Origin of the sequence: Shinella sp. WSD5-1, from assembly GCF_963942435.1 — a bacterium.
In the GTDB taxonomy this organism is placed as follows: Bacteria; Pseudomonadota; Alphaproteobacteria; order Rhizobiales; family Rhizobiaceae; genus Shinella; species Shinella yambaruensis.
On the sequence record NZ_OZ012596.1, the window covers coordinates 4,230,857 to 4,250,226 of the forward strand.

General features: G+C 65.9%; 22 protein-coding genes. All 22 read left to right on the forward strand.

From position 1 onward, the window contains the following. The first annotated feature begins 238 nt into the window (after positions 1–238). The 22 genes from AABQ55_RS20765 (at position 239) to AABQ55_RS20870 (ending at position 19,289) form a co-directional block, all read left to right on the forward strand. The gene (locus tag AABQ55_RS20765) at positions 239–1,207 is read left to right on the forward strand and encodes a phage protease (RefSeq protein ID WP_272806400.1); all 969 of its coding nucleotides are present in this window, start codon (positions 239–241) and stop codon (positions 1,205–1,207) included. 63 nt (positions 1,208–1,270) lie between these two features. Beyond that, positions 1,271–1,675: a hypothetical protein gene (locus AABQ55_RS20770; RefSeq protein WP_272806401.1), complete on the forward strand. Its 405-nt coding sequence runs from the start codon at positions 1,271–1,273 to the stop codon at positions 1,673–1,675. A gap of 38 nt (positions 1,676–1,713) precedes the next feature. Next, positions 1,714–2,613, forward strand: coding sequence for a Mu-like prophage major head subunit gpT family protein (locus tag AABQ55_RS20775; RefSeq protein ID WP_272806402.1), 900 nt, complete (start codon positions 1,714–1,716; stop codon positions 2,611–2,613). Between the two features lie 111 nt (positions 2,614–2,724). Continuing rightward, positions 2,725–2,946, forward strand: coding sequence for a hypothetical protein (locus AABQ55_RS20780; RefSeq protein ID WP_272806403.1), 222 nt, complete (start codon positions 2,725–2,727; stop codon positions 2,944–2,946). Between the two features lie 134 nt (positions 2,947–3,080). Next, positions 3,081–3,527 carry a gp436 family protein gene (locus AABQ55_RS20785; RefSeq protein ID WP_272806404.1) on the forward strand — a complete coding sequence of 149 codons (447 nt, stop codon included), beginning with the start codon at positions 3,081–3,083 and terminating at the stop codon, positions 3,525–3,527. Between the two features lies 1 nt (position 3,528). Continuing rightward, the gene (locus tag AABQ55_RS20790) at positions 3,529–4,008 is read left to right on the forward strand and encodes a phage virion morphogenesis protein (protein WP_272806405.1); all 480 of its coding nucleotides are present in this window, start codon (positions 3,529–3,531) and stop codon (positions 4,006–4,008) included. Further along, complete coding sequence (locus tag AABQ55_RS20795; protein ID WP_272806406.1) at positions 3,998–4,540, forward strand: hypothetical protein; 543 nt, start codon at positions 3,998–4,000, stop codon at positions 4,538–4,540. Before AABQ55_RS20790 ends, AABQ55_RS20795 begins: the two co-directional genes overlap by 11 nt. Next, positions 4,537–5,082 (forward strand): phage baseplate assembly protein V, encoded by a 546-nt coding sequence (locus tag AABQ55_RS20800; RefSeq protein ID WP_272806407.1) that lies wholly within the window; start codon positions 4,537–4,539, stop codon positions 5,080–5,082. Before AABQ55_RS20795 ends, AABQ55_RS20800 begins: the two co-directional genes overlap by 4 nt. Before the next feature lie 10 nt (positions 5,083–5,092). Further along, positions 5,093–5,290 carry a hypothetical protein gene (locus AABQ55_RS20805; protein ID WP_272806408.1) on the forward strand — a complete coding sequence of 66 codons (198 nt, stop codon included), beginning with the start codon at positions 5,093–5,095 and terminating at the stop codon, positions 5,288–5,290. Between the two features lie 2 nt (positions 5,291–5,292). Continuing rightward, entirely contained in the window at positions 5,293–5,670 is a 378-nt protein-coding gene (locus AABQ55_RS20810) for a hypothetical protein (protein WP_272806409.1), read from the forward strand. After that, complete coding sequence (locus AABQ55_RS20815) at positions 5,667–6,518, forward strand: baseplate J/gp47 family protein (protein ID WP_272806410.1); 852 nt, start codon at positions 5,667–5,669, stop codon at positions 6,516–6,518. Before AABQ55_RS20810 ends, AABQ55_RS20815 begins: the two co-directional genes overlap by 4 nt. Continuing rightward, positions 6,515–7,738, forward strand: coding sequence for a phage tail protein I (locus AABQ55_RS20820; protein ID WP_272806411.1), 1,224 nt, complete (start codon positions 6,515–6,517; stop codon positions 7,736–7,738). Before AABQ55_RS20815 ends, AABQ55_RS20820 begins: the two co-directional genes overlap by 4 nt. Positions 7,739–7,740: 2 nt before the next feature. Further along, positions 7,741–10,089, forward strand: coding sequence for a hypothetical protein (locus AABQ55_RS20825; RefSeq protein ID WP_272806412.1), 2,349 nt, complete (start codon positions 7,741–7,743; stop codon positions 10,087–10,089). Positions 10,090–10,093: 4 nt separating this feature from the next. Continuing rightward, entirely contained in the window at positions 10,094–12,661 is a 2,568-nt protein-coding gene (locus AABQ55_RS20830; RefSeq protein ID WP_272806413.1) for a hypothetical protein, read from the forward strand. Between the two features lie 83 nt (positions 12,662–12,744). Further along, positions 12,745–13,980 (forward strand): hypothetical protein, encoded by a 1,236-nt coding sequence (locus AABQ55_RS20835; protein ID WP_272806414.1) that lies wholly within the window; start codon positions 12,745–12,747, stop codon positions 13,978–13,980. 11 nt (positions 13,981–13,991) lie between these two features. Then, positions 13,992–14,495 (forward strand): phage major tail tube protein, encoded by a 504-nt coding sequence (locus AABQ55_RS20840; RefSeq protein WP_272806415.1) that lies wholly within the window; start codon positions 13,992–13,994, stop codon positions 14,493–14,495. Between the two features lie 2 nt (positions 14,496–14,497). Then, the gene (locus AABQ55_RS20845; protein ID WP_272806416.1) at positions 14,498–14,824 is read left to right on the forward strand and encodes a phage tail assembly protein; all 327 of its coding nucleotides are present in this window, start codon (positions 14,498–14,500) and stop codon (positions 14,822–14,824) included. A gap of 170 nt (positions 14,825–14,994) precedes the next feature. After that, positions 14,995–17,460, forward strand: a complete 2,466-nt coding sequence (locus AABQ55_RS20850; RefSeq protein WP_272806417.1) for a phage tail tape measure protein — start codon at positions 14,995–14,997, stop codon at positions 17,458–17,460. A gap of 12 nt (positions 17,461–17,472) precedes the next feature. Then, a complete protein-coding gene (locus AABQ55_RS20855; protein WP_272807511.1) occupies positions 17,473–17,889 on the forward strand; it encodes a phage tail protein in 417 nt (138 codons plus the stop codon). 1 nt (position 17,890) lies between these two features. Continuing rightward, complete coding sequence (locus AABQ55_RS20860) at positions 17,891–18,106, forward strand: tail protein X (protein ID WP_272806418.1); 216 nt, start codon at positions 17,891–17,893, stop codon at positions 18,104–18,106. Further along, on the forward strand, positions 18,103–19,104 hold the full coding sequence (locus tag AABQ55_RS20865) for a contractile injection system protein, VgrG/Pvc8 family (RefSeq protein WP_272806419.1): 1,002 nt from the start codon (positions 18,103–18,105) through the stop codon (positions 19,102–19,104). Before AABQ55_RS20860 ends, AABQ55_RS20865 begins: the two co-directional genes overlap by 4 nt. Further along, a complete protein-coding gene (locus tag AABQ55_RS20870; protein WP_272806420.1) occupies positions 19,101–19,289 on the forward strand; it encodes a hypothetical protein in 189 nt (62 codons plus the stop codon). The genes AABQ55_RS20865 and AABQ55_RS20870 overlap by 4 nt, the downstream gene beginning before the upstream one ends. Positions 19,290–19,370 lie beyond the last annotated feature (81 nt).

The window sequence follows — 19,370 nt, forward strand, 5'->3', positions numbered from 1 at the left end:
CCCCGCCGCCCCGAGACAGCGACCACGGGGCGAAAACGCGCCCACGGCCTTCAAAACGGCTTCAAATTTGATGATGAACGTGTGAGAGGGGGGCCACTTGCATGGGCTTTGCGGGACGGCTAGTTTCCCTTGCGCCGATCCGCTCATATTGCCCGGCATCTCCTTCCCTTTCACCTCGATTGGAAGGTCCGATTTCGGACCGTTAGAATTTGCGGCGCGATGCTGTCATCTCGCCGGCATGCACAACGCCCTCGCCGCCATTCTCTGCTCGCAGCTCCTGCCGGACAGCGCCACCGCGCCGGATTGGATCCTGCTCGTCCCGGCCGGCGATATCGTCGCCCGCGACGGCCGCACCTTTTCCAACCGCACGCCCGATGTCGTGGTCAGCGCCTTCCGCGCCGACCGCAAGGACATGCCCGTCGACTATGAGCACGCCACGCACCTGCGCGCGCCGGAGGGTCTGTCCGCGCCGGCCGTCGCCTGGGTGAAGGATGTCGAGGTCCGCGAGGGCGCCCTGTGGGGCAAGGTCGACTGGAACCAGGAAGGCCGCGAGGCGGTCGAGCGCAAGGCCTACCGCTACATCTCACCGGTCGTGCATCCGGACACCAGCCGCAACGTCGTGCGCATCTCGTCGGTGGCGCTGACCAACGACCCCGCCCTCTTTCTGCCGGCGCTCCTGCGCCGTGACCCAACCGAAAAGGACCAGGACATGAAAACCATCGCGCTTGCGCTCGGCCTGAAGGAAGACGCCACCGAGGCGGAGATCCTCTCGAAGATCAATGCGGACAAGACCAGTGTCGAACTGCTCACCCGCAAGGCCGAGAAGCCGGACCCGGAGCTGTTCGTCGCGCGCAAGGATCACGATGCCGTCGTCGCGCTGTGCTCGCAGCAGAAGACCGAGATCGAGACGCTGAAGAAGGCCGACACCGACCGCGCCGTCACCTCGGCCGTCGAGACGGCCATTGCCGAAGGCAAGGTCATCCCGGCCGTGAAGGAGAGCGAGCTGGAGCTTTGCCGCGCGATCGGCGTGGAAAAGTACCAGGAGCGCCTGTCCCGCCTGTCGCCGATCGTCAAGCCGGGCGAGGACGCGACGGCGCGCGCGGCCGAAACCGGCAAGGGCGCGGCCTTCTCCAGCGAGGAGGTCGAAGTGCTCCGCCGGATGGGCATCTCCGAAGAAGACGCCAAGAAGACCCGCGACGGCGCCTGAGCGCCGCCGAGCCCGAACCCGCAACGGCGTCGATAGCGGCGCCATCTCGAAAGGACTTTCCGCATGGCCGCCGCAGGACCGCGCAACACCATCACCCGCCAGGGCGAAGATCTTGAGATCGGCGTCAAGGCTGCAACCCGCATCTGGCAGGGCACCATCGCCGTCAACGACGCGGGCGTTGCCGCGCCCGGCCGCACGGCGACCGGCCTGGTGGCGCTCGGCCTTGCCCAGGAGACCGCCGACAATTCCGCCGGCGCCGCGAACGCCATCCGCGTCAAGGTCCGGCGCGGCACCTTCTACCTGAAGAATTCGTCCGGCGATCCGGTGACCGCCGCCTCGATCGGCAAGGACGTCTACATCGTCGACGACGAAACCGTCTCGGCGACCAATGCCGGCGGCAACACCCAGTCCGTCGCCGGCAAGTGCCACGACGTCGATGCCGGCGGCGTCTGGGTCCGCATCGGCTGATCGGCCGGAACCTTCACCATCAACACGAGAACCGTCCGATGATCATCAACAAGACCAACCTCACCATCCTCAACACCGGCTTCAAGACGGCGTTCCGCAACGCCTTTGCCGGCGTCGAGCAGACCTATCTGCGCATCACGACCGTCATTCCGTCCTCGACGCTGATCGAGACCTACGGCTGGATGAAGCAGACCTCGGGCATGCGCGAGTGGATCGGCGAGCGCTTCGTCAAGAACCTCGACAGCGAAGCCTACCAGCTCAAGAACAAGAAATACGAGGAGACTGTCGCCGTCATCCGCGATGCCATCTCCGACGACCAGTACGGCACCTACACCCCGGCCATTGCCATGATGGGCGAGAATGCCGCGCGCCTGCCCGAGGAACTGATTTATCAGGAGGCGCTGCCCGGCGGGTTCACGTCGAAGTGCTACGACGGCCAGTATTTCTTCGACACGGACCATCCGGTCGTCGATGCTGACGGCGTCGAGCAGTCGGTCTCGAACATGCAGTCCGGCTCTTCCGCGCCCTGGTACCTGCTTTGCACCAAGCGCAGCCTGAAGCCGTTCATCTACCAGGATCGCGAGAAGGCCGAGTTGATCATCAAGGATAACCCGGAGACATCCGACGATGTCTTCAACCGCGACGAGTTCCGCTATGGCACCCGTGCCCGCGGCGCGGCCGGCTACGGCTTCTGGCAGATGGCGTTCGGTTCGAAGGCCACGCTCGACAAGGCCAACTTCGAAGCGGCGTATCTCGCGATGATGCAGTTCAAGCGCGACGGCGGCAAACCCCTCGGCGTCGTGCCGGACCTTCTCGTCTGTGGCCCGAGCAACATGACCAAGGCCGACGAGATCCTGAACCTTCAGCGCCTCGCCAACGGCTCGGACAACCCGAACTACAAGAAGGTCGAAGTCCTGGTCGTGCCCTGGCTGCCGTGATCCTGGCGCCGCGAGCGGCGTGCATTCCGCTGGCGGCAGCCTCCCGCCGCCGGCGGGTTTCCGGAAACGGGTGCCGCACCCGTTTCCCGAGACCCGCAAAGGAGAAACGACATGGCGAAAGCCCCGACTGAACCGAACACCAACCCGGACGCCGGCGCTGCGGGCGAAGACCGCAAGGAACGCCGCACGATCAAGCTCATGTCCGTCAACGGCATCCGCCGCGCGGGCATCCGCTTCCCGGCCGGCGAGCCCGTCACGGTCGACGTCGACGATCTGACGCCGGACCAGATGAAGCTCCTCGAGGGCGAGAAAGACCTCCGCCCGGTTCGATAGGAATACCCGAGAGGGAGGCCTGGTCCGGCTCGCGAGGCCGTCAGCACCCATCGACCCGGCCTGTCGCCGGATAGGGGACGTTCGAACGTAGGGGCTCAGCCCGCCTCCCGCACTTCTTCTTGAGGAACCACCCCGTGACCCAGTATGCGACGATCGAAGACATGGAGCTGGCATTCGGGGTGGCCTCCGTCCTGAAGCTCTCCGATCGGGACAATACGCGGGTGCGCAATGACGCTGCCCTCAACAGCGTGCTGACCAAGGCGACCAGCCTTGCCAACTCCTATGTCGACAAGAAATACGCCGTGCCCTTGACGAACCCGCCGGACTTCCTGGTCTCGGCCGTCATCGACGTGGCGATCTACATGCTGTCGCGCGACCGCTTGACCGGCACGACGGAACTGCGCCAGCGCTACGAGGACGCGCTGAAACTCTTCCAGCAGGTCGCCCGGGGCGAGGTCACGCTTGCCGGCAACGAGCCGGCCTCGAACCCGGATACCGGCATGCCGGGCGCCTCCGGTTCGAACGATGTCTACGTCATTTCCCGCGAGCGGTTCTTCAACCGCAAGACGGAGATCATCTGAGATGGCCGTGAGGATCGTCGTCAGCGGGTTCGAGGAGGCCGCGAAGGTCATTGCGAGGATCGCCGATCCGGATGTTCCGCAATATCTCGAAGAGCTCGGCGGCATCGTCGCCTCGCAGACCCAGAGGCGTATCCGGTCCGAAAAGACCTCGCCCGGCGGCGAGGCCTGGAAGCCGAACCGGGAAGGCACGTCGATCCTGTTCCAGTCCGGCGCCCTCGATGACAGCATTCATCACGAGGTGTCGGGCCGCTCCGTCGAAGTCGGTTCCAACCTCGTCTATGCCGGCATCCACCAGCACGGCGGCAAGATCATCCCCAAGAACAAGAACGCGCTCGCCTTCAGTAGCGGCGGCGAGTTCTTCATGGCCAAGAGCGTGACGATGCCGGCGCGTCCGTATGTCGGCATTTCCGGCGCCAATGCAGCGGAGATCGTCTCCTTCACCGAAGCCTTCATACTGCGGGAGGCCGGCGATGCTGGCTGAGATCAACAAGCGCCTGGTCGTTCTGCTCGAAGCCGCCCATCCCGAGTTCCGCGACGTCGGCCGGCATCGCGGCCGGATGAGCGTCGAGGACATCCGCAAGCTGATCGTCTTCTCGCCCGCGCTGCGGATCGGCCTGTTCGGCAAGCTTTCGACCGAAGACCTGCCGAGCGGCGAGCGCGTGCTTGTCGTGCCCTTCGCGGCGGCGGTCATCGTCTGCGAGGGCGAGCTGATCGACAGTCAGGACATGGCGATCGCGCTGGCGCTGAAGGTCGAGACGACGCTCGCGCGCATCATCCCCGGCGCGCCCGACGAGGACAGGGACTGGCCGCTCCTGCCGGGCGTCGGACTTGCCGAGGAACTGTCGATCGACATCGCCGATGGCGACGAACTGGACAGTGACGGCATCGCGCTCTGGGCGGTCCTCTTCAAGATCCGCCTCATCATCGGCGAGGACTACGCCCGCGCCGGCGCCGAAGAGGACGTCGAGGTCGTCTTTCCCGATGACTTCGACCCGGCGGAGATCCTGCCATGAGCGAAGCCCGGGCATCGAATTCTTTCCTCGTGCGCCAGCTCCTGCGCCAGCAGATCGAGATCCGCGAACTGAAGCGCCGCCAGCTCAACACGATGCGCGAAGGCAAGGTCATCGAGCATCATCCGGACGATCCGCGCAAGCTGAAGGTCGATGTCGGGCCGGAAGGCTCGCCTGTCGCGACGCCGTGGATCGAGTATTCGGAACGCTCCGGCGCGGTGAAGACGATTTCGCGGCCGTCGATCGGCGAGCGCGTGACGGTGATTTCACCGGATGGCGAACTGAGCCAGGCGTCCCGCGTGATCCTCGGCGGCTTCAGCAATGAGAACATGTCGCCCGAGCAGGCCGCCGATGGCGAGCTGATCATGACGGCCAACGCCACCGCGGTGCGGCTTTACCCAGGCGGGCTGGACCTTGTCGGTGGCGACCTGAACGTCAATGGCGGCCGCATCTACAACAATGGCGTCAATGTCGGCCACGACCACCAGCACACCAATGTCATGCCTGGCGGCGGCCTTTCGGGTCCGCCCGCGGGCGCAAGCTGAAGGAAGCCCCATGGAAAAGAAGACCTACGAGATCCTCACCGATACCTTCCCGGCGCGCCAGCCGAAGGGCGCCGGCGCCACGATCGACCTCACCGACAAGGAGGCGAAGTATCCGCTTCTGTCCGGTGAGATCCGTCTTGCCGTGGCCGGCACGCCGAAGACGCGCCGCGGCAAGCCCGGCGCCGGCGCCGACGGCGAGGGAGCCTGACCATGCGGATCCCGCGCGGCCTTGACCGGGACACGTTCGAGATCGTCGAGGGCTGGCCCTATGTCGAGGGCCTGCTGATCGACGTCTTCGGCACCCGCGTCGGGCTTCGCGTGTTGCGCCGCTGGTACGGCTCCGACGTGCCGAACTATATCGACGCCCCGGGCAACCGTGCCGAGATCCTCGCGCTGCTCGCCGACATCGCCGCGGCTACGGACACGATCCGTGATCTTGAGACGGGCGAGCCGGTGGTGCGCTTCACCCATGCCTCGCAGATCACAGCCGGCCGGGACGGCCAATACGGCGTCCTTTGTCATTTCGACGATCTCTTCTCCGGGCAAAGCCACGAGATCGCGCTTGAACGGTTGAGGGCGGCGGCATGACGACGACGCTCGATATTTCCAGCCTTGCGCCGCCGCAGGTCGTTCGTCCCCTCGATGCCGAGGCGGAGATCGCCGGGTTCGTCGCGGCTCTGAAAGAAGCCTTGCCCGCCTGGCGCGGCGTCTTCGAGGGCGACAGCTTCCAGAAGATCTGCCAGGTCTGGGCCCTTCGGCTCACCCTGAAGGCGCAGGAGCACAATGAGGACGCACAGTCCATGCTGCTCGCCTATGCCGATGACACGGCCCTCGACCATATCCTCACCACCTACCATCGCACGCCTCGCCTTCCAGGAGAGAGCGACGACGAATACCGGGCGCGCGGCCAGCTCGCCCCGGAAGCGATGGCGGATCTCGGCATCACCCATGGCGGCTATATTTTCCGCGTTCGAACCGCCTTTAAGGAGGCGATAAAGGACGTTCGTCCGATCCGCCGCGGCGGCGGGCGCATCGAGCTTCGCCTGCTCGGCCGCAATGAGACCGGCGCCGTCGCGGATGCGGTGCTCGCCGCCATCATCCGGGCGTTCGAGCCGGAGGGCGCAACGCAGTCGACAGATATCCTCACCGTCCTGCCGGCTGAGCTCGAGGAGCGCCACGTCACCGTCCGCCTCTCCATTCCGCGCGGTCCCGACCCGGCGCCGGTGCGCGCCGCCGCCCGTGCCAAGCTCGACGCCTTCGCCGCCTCCCTGCACCGGATCAATGCCGGCCTCTATCTCGACGCCCTCTATGCCGCCGCCCATGTGCCGCCGGTGGTGACCGTGTCCCTCGTCGGCCTTGCCGACAATGTCCTGCCGCGACCGGAGGCCGCCATCCGCCTCGTCGTCGATGACGTCGTCGTCGAGGTGATGCCGTGACGAGTCCCTTGCCGCCGGATCTCCATCTTCTGCCCGTCCAGTCCTCGACCGTTCCGCAGCGCGCCGCCGCCGCCCTCGGGATGCTCGCGGGCGATCTGGACGATCCGATCGCGCGCATGGCGGATGCGCTACGGATACCGGTCGATGCCTTGCCGCACCTCGCCTGGGGCTGGTCGGCCGATTACTGGCGCGACGAGTGGCCCGAGCATCGCCAGCGCCAGGTGACCCTGGAACAGCCGGCGTTCCATCGACTGAAGGGCTCGATCCCGGCCGACCGCATGGCCTGCGCCTATGCCGATGCGGAGCTGATCTCCTGGCATGTTCCGCGCGATGGCTTCGTCATCGGCGCCGGCCCGACGCGCGAGGCCTACGAGCGATGGGTCACGAGCCTTCCGGAGATCCGCATTTATCCACTCGGCCCGCGCCCCTCCCGCACGCCGCCGCTCGGCGGCGCGCTCGGGCGGCACCCGGCCTGCCGCGGCGGACAGATGGAGCGCGCGCGCCGCGCCGAGCTGCGCAGGGGCGCCCGCGTCGTGCCGCTCGTCGTCTCCGGCGAGACCAGGGGGCCGGATGGCGTGGTTCTCTCCGAGATCGAGCGGATCTCGATCCCGCGTGCGGCGCGGCCCGTGCTTGCCGCCAACGGCGCGATCGCATGCCGCATCGCCGCATCGCCGTCCTCGCGCCGGGTCTTCTCCTTCGACTGGCGGCCTTCGGTCGCCGATCCTTTCCACCTCCGGCCAGGCGTGCCGTCTCTCGTGCCCGTCGAGGCGGTTCCACGCAAGGTGGCGATCACGCGGCCGCATCGCGCCTGGCGGCAGATCGTCGGGCGCACGCCGGTCACCGGCGCCCTCGCGCCATCTCCCGGCCGGGAAGACTGGTATCTGGCGCTGCGTGTCGCCGATGGCACCGGGCCGTCCGGATCGCGGCCGCGCACCGGCGCGGTCGGCCGCCATCGCCTGCCGCGCGAGCGCTACACGAAAGAGCTGTCCGTTCTCCTTGCCCGGCCCGTGCGCAGGGGCTTTCCCTTCTCCGGCCGCCGCATCGTCGTCGATCCGAAGGGCAAGATCGATGACGTCCTCTCGGCGATCGCGACCGCACAGGTCGCCCGGGACCGCGTGTTCGTCAACTTCAATGTCGTGCGCGAGCTTACGGTCGCCGACCTCGACACCATCACTGCATCCACGCGCATCGGCGCGCTCAAGTCCCTTCCAAGGAGATAGCAATGTACAACCGCGTGACGATCAGCCAGGACGAACATTTCCGGGTCGAGGACGTCGACAACCTGAGCAGGTTTCCGCAGAAGGGCGCGGAAAAGGTGATTGCCGACTGGCTCGGTGACCTTCGCTACCGGAACCTGACGACGGTGAAGGACGGGCAGAACGCCGTCCAGGTCGCCGCCGGGTCCGCCTATGTCGGCGGTCGGCAATATGTCCTTGCCGACCCCCGCAACGTCAGCCTCATCGACGAGAAGCCACTGGTCGCCGGCCAGCGCCGCGTGGTCGTGCTCGCGGCCCAGGGTATCGACGATCGCCCGGCGCCGGCGGTCGGGCGCGACAAGACCGTGGAGGTACCCGATGGCGACGGCGGTTCCGTCACCCAGGACGTCGTCGTCACCGTCTCTCCGTACGCGCAGAACGTCATCGAGGTGGCGAAGCTGGCGTCGGGCCTCTCAACGCAGGAACTCGACCCGGTCATTCCGGCCAATGTCGTTCCCTTCTGCCGCATCGTCCTCGATGTCGACGGTATTGTGGGGGAGCCGGCCATGCTCTGGCCCTGGCGCATCCGTTCCGTCAACGAGCTCGATATCGACCAGCAGGCGCTTGCCGCCCTGATGGATATCTTTATCGGGGAAATCCAGGCGCTGCGCAACGAGCTGGTCGCGCTGCAGTCGGGCCTTCGCAATTCGGTCAGTCACGCCACGATCGAGGCCGTCATCTATGACGTGGCCACGCTGAAGGACATCAATTCGATCGGAGACGCCGGCGCGCCTTATGCGCTCGACCGCTTCGCCAGCGCGGCGGAGGTCGCCGCCGATCATATCGACTTCAAGGGGCGCGTCAGCGAAGGCTTCCAGCTTCCCTATGCCGCCGAGGACAAGCGCGCCCTGTCGCTTTGGAACCCGAACGACACCCGGCTCATGCATGCCAATGCGGGCTTGCTGTTCCCGGCCTACGATCCCGTCGTCGGCTATGCCGTCCATTCGACCGGCATGAGCGCACCGCTCGGCGGGACAGTGACCCAGACGATGACGCTTACCAAGATCGCGCTCACGCGCCTTCGCGTCCGCTACGGCCGGTATTTCCACTACCTCCAGCCGCTGCTTTTCAACAAGCTTTTGTCGGACGCCGACATCGTCTATCGCGTCTTCGCCCGCCAGGGCGAGGCGCTCGCTTACCCCTACGGCTTTTATGCGGATCGTTACCGCGACTGGGTGCGTTTCTACCGCCGCCGCCTGATCGTCGACCGCTTCATCCACGCCTATGACGTCTGGCTGAAGACGACGGCGACGATCCAGGGCGTCATCAAGGCGCAGACCTGGCTCCAGGCGCAGGAGCGGTTCATCCCCGCGATCCGTCTTGGGATCCTCAACTGGGCAGCCGGCGCAGAGGTTACCGTCGCCCTTTGCAAGCTGCGCGCGGACGGCTCGCCCGATCCGACGCAGGTCATCCAGTCCGTCACGGTCGCCGCCACGGCCTTCAAAAAGTACACACAGGGCAACGCCGACACGATGACGCGGTTTGCCTTCCCCGCGCCGGCGCACGTCGCGCGCGGCGGCGTCGGCTTCCTGACGTCGACGTCCGGCAACGTGACGATCGCGATGGCGAGCGGCGATCGGTTCTTGGGCGGCAACTACTTCGAGAGCACCGATGGTAATTTCTTCATCGGTAGCATCACCCAGGACATGGCGCATGCCGTGGAATACTGCCAGTTCCGCGCCACGACCATGGATATCCGCCTCAACAACCTGTCGCTTTCCGGCGGCATCGAGGGCGCGGACATCAACTGCCCGGCGATCCTGCCGGACAACGCCGTCGCCCAGTTCCAGCCCTTCACGGGCGGCGCCTGGAAGACCATGGCGCAGCTTCCCGGCGACGAGGGCATGGTGGAGACAGAGGACGATCAGATCTTCGGCAATGGCACAGGCTCGACCTACGACTTCCGTGTCTATCTCACGGGGAACGAGTGGGTGATGCCGGTGCTCGATCTCGGCAACTCCGAGCTGACGGTCTTCCGCGCCGATGACGATCTTCGTTACGTTTCGGTTCCACGCAGCGTTCCGACCGGCCCGACCTGGTCGAAGGTCCAGGTCCGGGCGCGGGTTGCGGGCTACGATGCGGCGCGCCACACGCTCACCGCCGTCGTGAAGCACGGAACGGCGCTGACGACCGAGGTCGCCGCCGATGGTCCCGCGAAGGTCACGCCGGTGCCCGGCAACAACGCGGTCGATCTCGAATGGGAGATGACCGTCGATCCGAACAACAACCTCTACCAGGTGCACATCACCGGCGCGACGAACAACATCGCCGTGCCGCTGTCGCTGATCGAGGTGTTCTCGAAGGTGGTTGAATAGCGCCATGGCAAGCCCTTCACAGCTTCTTGAGCAGCGCGATGCGCCGCTGCTCGCCAACCTCAAGCGGGCGCTCGACCAGCTGTACGAGCAGAATGCCGCTGCCGCGCAGATGATCTCGGCGCTTCAGAGCGGGCAGATCGAGGCCGTGGACAGCCTTGTCGGTCAGATCACGAATAACTTCTCGGCGCTCTTCACCGACGCCAACGAGATCGTCGAGGCGTTGCGCGCCGGCGACTATACGACGGCGGACGTCAACGGCCCGGTGGCCTTCGCGCCGGCGCCGCTGGTCGCCCTGCACCTCATCGTCTCGGGCCCGGTCGGCTGGTCGCCAGCCCCGGCCGTGCTGATCGGCCATCGCGGATCGGTCGATGATATCGCCATCGCCCGCGTGCTCGCCTGGGACCCTGAAACGAGCGTGCTCTCGGTCGAGATCGTCAGCAATGTCGGGAGCGTTGGTCCGCATGGCGACAGCTATGTCCAGGTCGGTCTGCTCTCGTCGATCGCCGAAGGAGGGATGCTGGCGTCACTCGGCACGATACGTGATCAGATCGCGAGCGACAGGGATGCCGTTTCCGGGGACAGGACCGTCGTCCATGACGACAAGGTCGCCGCGGCTGGTGCCGCAGGGGTTGCTATCAGTGCGGCAAATCAAGCAACTGCCCTCGTGGGCGCCGCCGCCACTGCGCTACAGCCGTCAGACATGTACCCCAAGACGAGGGCGGCGCTTGCCGGCATCAACGTTCCAGGTAATGTGAGCGTCGTAACCGCCACCGGCAACGCGGCGCCGGGCGACGATATGGACGGGATTTCCGTCGATTTGCACCGCTCCGACATCCACCAGCGAGAGCTGCTGCTCAATGGCGGTTTTGAGTGGGACGATGACTGGATAAAAGGCCCAGGCTGGACAATTTCCGGCGAACAGGCGTCCGCCGACGCGGGCAGTCCGCGGGACCTCGCCCAGACGGTCGCCCTCGTGGCGGGCGCCGAGTATGAGGTCAGGTTCACGCTGTCGGGCGTGGCGGATGGTGGGGTGTACCCGGTTTTCGGCGGCGGCACGGTCGTATCCGGCACGTTGCGCAGCGCAGATGGTACATACACAGAGCGCATGACGGCCGCCGCCGGCAACACATTCTTTGCCCTCCGGGACGGCACGGGTGAGTTTGCCGGCTCGGTAGATGACATATCGCTGAGACGAATTGTTGCGTCCGGTTACCTGCCAGACGCCAATGCAACCAACTTCGCGTATCTATCCAGGACAATTACGCTCGGCAAGATGCTGCACGGCGCAAGCAGCAACGGCCGGGGCGACAACAAGGCGGCGCTGGAGGCCGCAATCACCGAGGTGGCGGAGAAAGGCGGCGGTGCGCTAAAGTTTCCTGCCGGCATGTATATGTCGTCAGGCACGCCGCAATCGTCACAGCTTTTCCGCGGCAGCATCGAGATCGAGTGGCATCCAGAGGCCACGCTGCGCGGCACGCCGGGATTCGAGCATCCGCTGATCTCTCTCTATGGCGGGCCTGGCGTCAATCGCCATGACGGGCGGATCACCCTCAACGCTCCGCGCATAGATTGCTCTCGCGGCAACCAAACCGGCGGTGGCGGCGCCCGGCAGCCGAGCGCGATCAATCTGCGCAACTATCGCGACGTCATCATAAATGACCCCGATCTTTACGGGGGGCAGCTGTACACGAATGGAGGCACAGGCGGAGATAGCGGCATCGAGCCGATCAATGTCTGGAATTTCCAGTGCCGCGGCGGTCGCATCCGGGGCTTCGGGGACGCTGGGATTTACGCGGGCGGCGGCAACGATCAGAGCAACCCCGATCCAGACGGCGGCGGCACGTATCTGCTCGACGGAACCTTTATCGAGCACTGCGCGGTGGGTTTTGTCTTCAAGCGGCGCGGCTATCTTGCCACCATCCAGGGCGCCAGCATCTATGATTGCTGTTATGGTGTGGCGACGGCCGATGTAGGCCCGGAGGGTGGCCTTGCCGATACCGGCGCCGGCCAGAGGCTGCACGTGCTGGGAAGCTATTTCAAGCGATGCGGCGAGACTGCGATCCAGATCACGGGCGGCACCAAGGGCCGTCTTGTCGGCAACTCAATCGAGGATGTCGGATACAGCGAGATTGGGGCCGGGACGGTTGTGTCGCTCGGGCTCGACCGGGCGTTCATAGTCCTTAATGGCTCGCGCAACACTCAACTCTCCGACAATTATCTGGAGATGCTTGACCAGGCAGTCACCGATCAGATCGGGATCAAGGTCAAGCCGTACACCGACCAGGGGGGGGTGACGTGGCAGGCCGGCGCCGCGAGGGGCTCCGGCAACACGATCCGTAACGTGCCACGTCCTTTCGTGGATGCCGGTTCGTCGAACACGCAAAGCATCCTGACGGGCAATTTCCTTGACGGCGCCTTCACCTCGCCTTTTGGATCGATCGTGCATGGCACGGTCTTCGAATACCAGGTCATCGGGTCGACGACCAACCTCACCTATGCGCAAAGACGTAGCGACGCGGGCCTCGGGGTAGCCACGCGGTACGTCAACTCCGGCGCGTTCGTGGCGGGCTGAAGGTCCGGTTCCGGACCCTTAGTTTCCGGCTTTCCAGCCTGCAAGGATTGCGGTGATACCGCAATCCAGCGCAGGAGGCCGCGTTGACGGCACTTGGATACAAGCACGGCTCTTTCGTCGAGAGCGTCCCGGAAGGTTCCGTCAGCTTCACCACCATCGAGCAGGCCACGTTCGGCGTGCTCGGCACGGCGCCCGCCGCCGACGCCGGGGCGTTCCCGCTCAACCAGCCCATCGGCCTGATCGGCGATCCCGCGCAGATCGAGGCGCTCGGCGCGACGGGCACCCTGCGCGACCAGATCAACAACATCGTGGCCGCCGCCGGCGGGACCTATCTGCCGCGCATTGCCGTCGTTCGCGTCACCGAGGGCGAGGACGCCGAGGCCACCATCGCCAACATGGTCGGCTCCGCCGGATCGGCGACCGGATGGCATGCCTTCAAGCATGCCAAGTCCGAATGCGGCTTCAAACCGAAGACCTACCTGGCGCCAGGCTTCACCCAGCAGCGCATCAGCAGTGCGGCAAACCCGCTCGTTGCGGCCATGGTCCCGTGGCTGGAGCGCCAGCGCTCACGCATGCTCGTCGGTCTGCCGACCGACAAGACCGCAGCCCTCGCCGCGCGCGAAGACTTCAGTTCCATGGCCCTCGATCTGATCGCGCCGCGCGTTCTTGCGCCCGATCCGGATACCGGCCTCAATGTAATCCAGCCGGCGGAAGCATTCGTCGCCGGCCTCGGCCTCAAGATCATGCGCGATGGCGATGTCGCGGCGAAGAAGCCGGCCGGCTTCTGGGTCTCCTGGTCCAACTCCGTCATCGGCGGCATCGTCGGCACAGAGCGGCCGATCACCTTCGATTATTCCGACCCGGACACGGAGGCGACCCTTCTCAACGAGAACCGCATCAACACCATCGTGCGCGAGGGCGGCTGGCGCTACTGGGGCGGGCTCACCGCCGCCAACGACGACGACTGGATGTTCTCCAACGTCGTGCGTACCCGTTATGCGCTTGAAGAGATGGTCGCGGCCGGGTTCGCGCCCGTCGTCGATGCGCCGATGCAGGCCCACGCCGTCGTCGAGGCGATCTCCTCCCTCGATGACAAGCTGCTGGAGTTCAAGAACGCCGGCGCGATCATCGACGGCCGCGCCTTCTTCCTGCCGGAGCTCAACGTCAATGGCCAGCTCCGCCGCGGCGTCGTCCGCTTCGAAATGGAAGCGGAGGAAACCCCGCCCATGCACGCGATCATCACCGGCAGCCGCCGGAATAAGAAGTTCTTCGACGTGTTTGTCGAAGACGTTGTCCGCGATCTTGCGGCTGCGGCTTAAAGGGGGCCATCATGAAGGATCTGGGCCGCGCCTGGTCGGCATTTATCGACGGCAAGGGCAAGTTCGCCGAGAATGCCAGCTTCAAGGAGCCGGATTTCAAGTGGATCCGGGAGAAGATCGCCGGCGGCGGCATGTCGGGGGAGATCTCGGCGCCGATGATGCTCGAAGAGCAGACGGCGACCCTCACCATGTACACCTATGACCTCGACGCGATGCGCGCCTTCGGCCTCAGCGTCAAGGCGCCGCAGTCCTTCATCTTCCGACGCGAGCTGTTCGACACGCGGTTGCAGACCACGTCCGCAATCACCATCCGCATGCTTGCGACCATGGACATCGAGTTCCCGGAGTGGGACCGCAAGCGCCTGGAGGGCGTCAAGATCCCGCTCTTCATCGTCAATTACCGCCGTTTCCGCAACGGTGTGCTGGAGCTGCACCACGATCCGGAGAGCGGCATCTTCGCCGATGGCTCCGGCAACCTGCTTTCTGAAAGCAGCCGCGCGATCGGGAGGCGCTGACCATGGCGACGGAAACCATTACGTTCTCGCGCAAGGTCGAATACGGCGACCAGACGTTCACCGCGATCACGCTGCGCGAGATGGAGGCGGGCGACTATTTCGACGCCGCCGCCCTGGTGCGCGAGAACGCCAGCCGCGCGGAACTGGAAGCCCAGGTCGCGGCGATCTGCGCCGACGTTCCCTTCGCCCTGATCCGCAAGCTTCGTCCCGCCGACATCGTCAAGGTCTCGCGCTGGTACGACAGGCAGTGGGAGGGCGAGAAGAGCGAAGGCGACGGTGACGACGTCGAGGACCCTTCGACGGCCGGCGCGGCGGGGCAGCCCTCCTAGCGGTCATCGAGGAGATCGCGTCGGTCTATCCGTTCTCCTTCGCTGACCTGAGGCGGTTTCCGCTCGATCGGCTCCGCTTCTTCGCCATCACGGCCGCCGCCCGGCGCGAGGCACAGGGGGGCTCCCTCAAGGCCCTTTTGACGGTTCTTGGAAGAGGTGTTTAAGGGCCGATGAAAGCGTCCGTCATCATCGAGTTTCTCGCGAAGGGCCTGGACAAGGCCAAGGCGAGCGAACGCTCCCTTCGTGATCTCGGGCGCGCGGCAGACGGCGCCGAGCGGGAGGCCTCCGGCCTTGCCCGCGCGAACGAGCGTCTTGGCAACAGCTCCGGCCGGATCATCGCCAACGAGCAGCGCGCCACCCACGCCATTCATCGTTCGACGGAGGCGATGCGCCGGCAGAAGGTCGAGGCGATGGCGCTGGAGCGCCAGACCGATCGCCTTGCCAGGAGCCAGAGGCAGCATGCGGCGGCCAGCTCGATGGTCGTCGCCGGCGGCGGGCTCGCCGGCATGCGCGGCGTCGGCGCCGCCTTCATCGGCGGGCTTGGCCTCGGCGTCGGCGGCGCGGCCGGCGCGGGCCTGATCGCCAAGGAATCGCTCCAGCTCGCCGCCGCGATCGAATACGAGCGCGACCAGCTCCAGGTGCTCGGCGAATATTCCGACGAGAAGGCCGCGCTCTACGACAAGATCCTGAAGCCCGCCGGCGTGCGCCGCGGCGTCGGCACCAAGGGCGCCTACGGTGTCTTCGGCGAGCTGATGGCGGGCGGCCTTGGCGGAGACGACGCGGCCGCCATGACCGATGACGTGCTGACCTTCGCCAAGGCGACGCGGGCCGAAACGACCGACGCCGGCAAGACGGCCGTCGCGCTTCAGAACAACATGAAGGTCAGCGCCGGCGAGATGATGCAGGCGTTCGACGCCATGGCGCTTGCCGGCAAGGAGGGCCAGTTCGAAGTTCGCGACATGGCGCGCAATGCGCCGTCGATCTTCGCCAAGATGGCCAAGCTCGGCGAGCAGGGCCTTTCCGGCGTCCGCGGGTTCGCGGCGATGGCCCAGGCCATACGCTCAACCGCCGGCACCTCCGACGAGGCCGCTACGAACTTCGAGAACATGCTCGACAAGTTCACCTCCGGCGACTTCATCAAGAACGCCAAGAAGATGGGCATCAACGTCGAGAAGGTCTTTTCCGACGCCAACAAGAAGGGCGTATCGCCTGTCCTCGAAATCCTCAAGAAGATCCGCGACGTCACCAAGGGAGACACCTTCAAGCTGAAGGAACTGATGCCGGACGTGCAGGCGAATGCCGCGCTCTCGGCTCTCATCGGCCAGATCCCGCAGCTGGAAGCCGCGATCGGCCGCTACGGTAATGCCGGCGGCACGGTCATGCGCGACTTCAAGAACGCGACGGACAATGCGACGGAGGCCTGGAACCGGCTGTCGAGCAATATCGCCGACAAGGCCGAGCGGATTGCCGGCACCTTCCTTCCGAAAATCACCGAGGCCATGAACGGCGTGTCGCAGGCCATGGAGGATGGCGATGCGAGGCGCGAGGGCGTTGGCAAGGTCTCAAACGGCGATCGCAGGATAGAGAAAAACACCCGCGACGAATTCTTCAAGCGCTACCAGGCGGAGTTGGAGAAGGACGGCGTCGGCATGCCCAAGCGCTATGCTCTTACCGGAAAGGCGTGGGACGCAGCGCTTACCAAATACGGTAAGGGCGAGATCGGAACCATCTTCGACCCGGTCAACGATCTGGAACAGCAACGCCGCGCCCGCGAGCTTTACCAGTCCGGCAAGAGCCGCACCTCGGTCGGCCGCCATAGCGGCTTTCTCGGCATCACCAGGGGCGGGCTGCCAACGCCCGACTGGCGTGCCGACAACCTGCCCGCCGAGCCGGGCTCTGCCCGCTGGCTCGCGGACCGCTACGGCAAGGGCACCGGCCGGGAAAGCATCGGCAGTTCTTCGGCGACAATGGAGGCCGAGCGCGAGAAGAAGCGCCCGCCGCTCTGGAAGCGTTTCCTGTTCGGGGCCGCGGCTGATCCGGACTTCGACCATCGCGAGAATTTCGGGATCAAGCTCCGCCCCGGCGGGCAGAAAGCCGGCGACGACCTTGCCAAGGGCATGGAGCAGGGCGGGAAGAAGGCCGAGCAGGCAATCGAAGCCACGGCGCGCCAGATCGAGAGCACCGTCAACGCCATCGCCACCTTCGCGGCCGGGCTGAAGGTGGGCGAGCAGTTCGCGGCCGGCCTTCGGGCAGCCGCTCCGACCGTTGCCGCGGCTGCCTCGGCCGCGCTGGTCGCGCCGGTCGCCGATCGCGTTCCGCAGTCGCCCGCGAAAATAGGCCCGTTGCGCAACCTGCCGCTGATGGGGCGCAAGATCGCACAGCAGCTCGCCGGCGGCATGAGGAGCGAACAAAGCCCGATGCGGGCCGCGCAGGATATCGCCGGCCGGATCGCCTCCGCCTCGGCCGGCTCGGCGACCGCTGCGGGCTCGGCCCAGCTGGCGGGCGCGGCCGCCGGCCGTTCCCTTTCGATTGGTCAGATCGTCCTCAACGGCGTGAAGGATGCCGCAGACGGCGTCAACCAGCTCGGCGCCGAACTTGAAAGAAGGTGGGCTGGAATGCTCGCCGATGGAGCGTGACCGGTGTCCCTCATGCAGTTCGGTCCCTTCAAGTTCGAAATGCGCGGCGTCTCCCCCCGGCGCGTCACAAGCCTGGACGAATGGCGCTGGCCGTCGACCGAGCGGCTGTCCGGAGAGAGCGCCATCCAGTTCCTCGGCCGCGGCCCCGGCGAAGTGACCATGGAGGCCGTGCTTTTCCCCCTTCACCGCGCCGGCCACGCCGAAAGCGCAATCGACCGCCTTCGCATGCTCGGCGATGCCGGAACCCCGTTGCCTCTCATCCGGGGCGACTGGCGCATGATCGGGTGGTACGGTCTCGCCTCGATCGAGCAGGATCACAGCTATCTCGACCAGCGCGGGCGCCCCGGCATGGTCGCCCTGCTCGGAAGCTGGACGCGCTTCGGCGCTGACGGACCGGGCGGCGGCGTATCCGGCTTCTTCGGGCTGTGACATGGCAACGATCGTCACCACCACCGAAGGAGACATGGCCGATGAAATCGCCTGGAAGGTCTACGGCGACCGGCCGGAGGGCCTCGTTGCCATCCTTGAGGCGAACCCCGGCCTATGCCGCTATCCGCCGATGTTGCCCGCAGGGCTCCGCATCCTCTGCCCGGACCTGCCCGAGCGGGCTCCGGCGGCGGGCGCCAGCGTGAGGATATTCACATGAGGGAATACACCCCGCAGATCTTCTGCTCGATCAACGGCAGGAACGTTTCCGGGTTGATGCAGCCGCGCCTTATCCGCGCCACCGTCACCGATGGCACCGGCATCGAGGGCGACGGCATCACGGTCGAGCTCGACAACGCCGGCGACGTGCTCGACCGGCCGCAGAAGGGCGACAGCCTCGTCTTCGGCGGTGGTTACAGGGAAACGGGCGGTCCGAGACGGATCGGCAGCTACCTCATCGAGGACGCCGAAAAGAGTGGCCCGAAACGCCGCCTCACCGTGATCGCCAGAGCCGGCGGCATCGGCGAGAAGGCGAAGGAGAAGAAGAATCGCGCTTGGGACGGCAAGACGATCGAGGAGATCGTCAGCCAGATCGCCGGAGAGATGAACCTCGTCCCGGCGGTCGATCCGGACCTCGCGAGCATCAGGATCCCGTACCGGGCCCAGCTTAACGAGAGCGACATGCACATGTTGACCCAGATCGGTCAGCGCCTCGGCGCCATGTCGACCACGAAGGACGGGCACCTGGTCTTTGCGCGCAAGGGCAAGGGCATGTCGGTCTCCGGGATCGCCCTGCCTGTCGTGGAGATCGGACCGGACGATCTCCACGGGGAAGACGCATTCCGGCTTCGCGGCTGCGCCCGCGCCAGATACGGTTCCATCCGCGCCTACTGGCACGATCCGGCGACGGCGACCCGCAAGAAGGTCGAGGAGGCGGGCGACGGGCCGGTCTACGAGATCCCGGAACTCTTTCAGGATGAGGCGGAGGCCAAGGCGGCCGTGAAAGGTCAGCGCAACAATTCCGACCGGGAGGAGGAGAAGCTCTCCCTTACCGTCATCGGCAAGGAGACCCGGCAGGCGGAGGCCAGGATGATTGTTTCCGGTATCGATCGCGACGGCGACGGCGAGTGGTCGATCGACAGTATCACCCACAATTTCATCGGCTCGGCGATCTACACGAACAATATCGAGGCGGTGCGGAAGGAGAAAAAGGCATGAGACGCGTCGAGGTCTGGGTCTCTGATGATGGCAACCTGGAGCGAAGGGCGGATAGGGCGAAGGCGCACGATCTGCACAATGCGCTCCCGGCGTCCTCAACCTATTCAAACGTCAAGGTTCTCGACTGGCACGCCTGCCTTCACATCGTGGCCGAGGCGGTGGAACGGCTCAAGCGACGGGCCTAGATTGGCGTCCCGGACCGTCCGAAAGAGAGCAGGCCGCGCGCGAAAACCCAAGGTATCCAATATCTGTTGACGCCCTTCCCG

Excerpts from the sequence above, each read along its gene's own strand:
- AABQ55_RS20790 (WP_272806405.1), top strand. The coding sequence starts at position 3,529 with ATGGCCGTGAGGATCGTCGTCAGCGGGTTCGAGGAGGCCGCGAAGGTC.
- AABQ55_RS20845 (WP_272806416.1), top strand. The coding sequence starts at position 14,498 with ATGGCGACGGAAACCATTACGTTCTCGCGCAAGGTCGAATACGGCGAC.
- AABQ55_RS20865 (WP_272806419.1), top strand. The coding sequence starts at position 18,103 with ATGAGGGAATACACCCCGCAGATCTTCTGCTCGATCAACGGCAGGAAC.
- AABQ55_RS20795 (WP_272806406.1), top strand. The coding sequence starts at position 3,998 with ATGCTGGCTGAGATCAACAAGCGCCTGGTCGTTCTGCTCGAAGCCGCC.
- AABQ55_RS20830 (WP_272806413.1), top strand. The coding sequence starts at position 10,094 with ATGGCAAGCCCTTCACAGCTTCTTGAGCAGCGCGATGCGCCGCTGCTC.
- AABQ55_RS20780 (WP_272806403.1), top strand. The coding sequence starts at position 2,725 with ATGGCGAAAGCCCCGACTGAACCGAACACCAACCCGGACGCCGGCGCT.
- AABQ55_RS20850 (WP_272806417.1), top strand. The coding sequence starts at position 14,995 with ATGAAAGCGTCCGTCATCATCGAGTTTCTCGCGAAGGGCCTGGACAAG.
- AABQ55_RS20870 (WP_272806420.1), top strand. The coding sequence starts at position 19,101 with ATGAGACGCGTCGAGGTCTGGGTCTCTGATGATGGCAACCTGGAGCGA.
- AABQ55_RS20765 (WP_272806400.1), top strand. The coding sequence starts at position 239 with ATGCACAACGCCCTCGCCGCCATTCTCTGCTCGCAGCTCCTGCCGGAC.
- AABQ55_RS20810 (WP_272806409.1), top strand. The coding sequence starts at position 5,293 with ATGCGGATCCCGCGCGGCCTTGACCGGGACACGTTCGAGATCGTCGAG.
- AABQ55_RS20855 (WP_272807511.1), top strand. The coding sequence starts at position 17,473 with ATGCAGTTCGGTCCCTTCAAGTTCGAAATGCGCGGCGTCTCCCCCCGG.
- AABQ55_RS20860 (WP_272806418.1), top strand. The coding sequence starts at position 17,891 with ATGGCAACGATCGTCACCACCACCGAAGGAGACATGGCCGATGAAATC.
- AABQ55_RS20800 (WP_272806407.1), top strand. The coding sequence starts at position 4,537 with ATGAGCGAAGCCCGGGCATCGAATTCTTTCCTCGTGCGCCAGCTCCTG.
- AABQ55_RS20805 (WP_272806408.1), top strand. The coding sequence starts at position 5,093 with ATGGAAAAGAAGACCTACGAGATCCTCACCGATACCTTCCCGGCGCGC.
- AABQ55_RS20775 (WP_272806402.1), top strand. The coding sequence starts at position 1,714 with ATGATCATCAACAAGACCAACCTCACCATCCTCAACACCGGCTTCAAG.
- AABQ55_RS20825 (WP_272806412.1), top strand. The coding sequence starts at position 7,741 with ATGTACAACCGCGTGACGATCAGCCAGGACGAACATTTCCGGGTCGAG.
- AABQ55_RS20815 (WP_272806410.1), top strand. The coding sequence starts at position 5,667 with ATGACGACGACGCTCGATATTTCCAGCCTTGCGCCGCCGCAGGTCGTT.
- AABQ55_RS20840 (WP_272806415.1), top strand. The coding sequence starts at position 13,992 with ATGAAGGATCTGGGCCGCGCCTGGTCGGCATTTATCGACGGCAAGGGC.
- AABQ55_RS20770 (WP_272806401.1), top strand. The coding sequence starts at position 1,271 with ATGGCCGCCGCAGGACCGCGCAACACCATCACCCGCCAGGGCGAAGAT.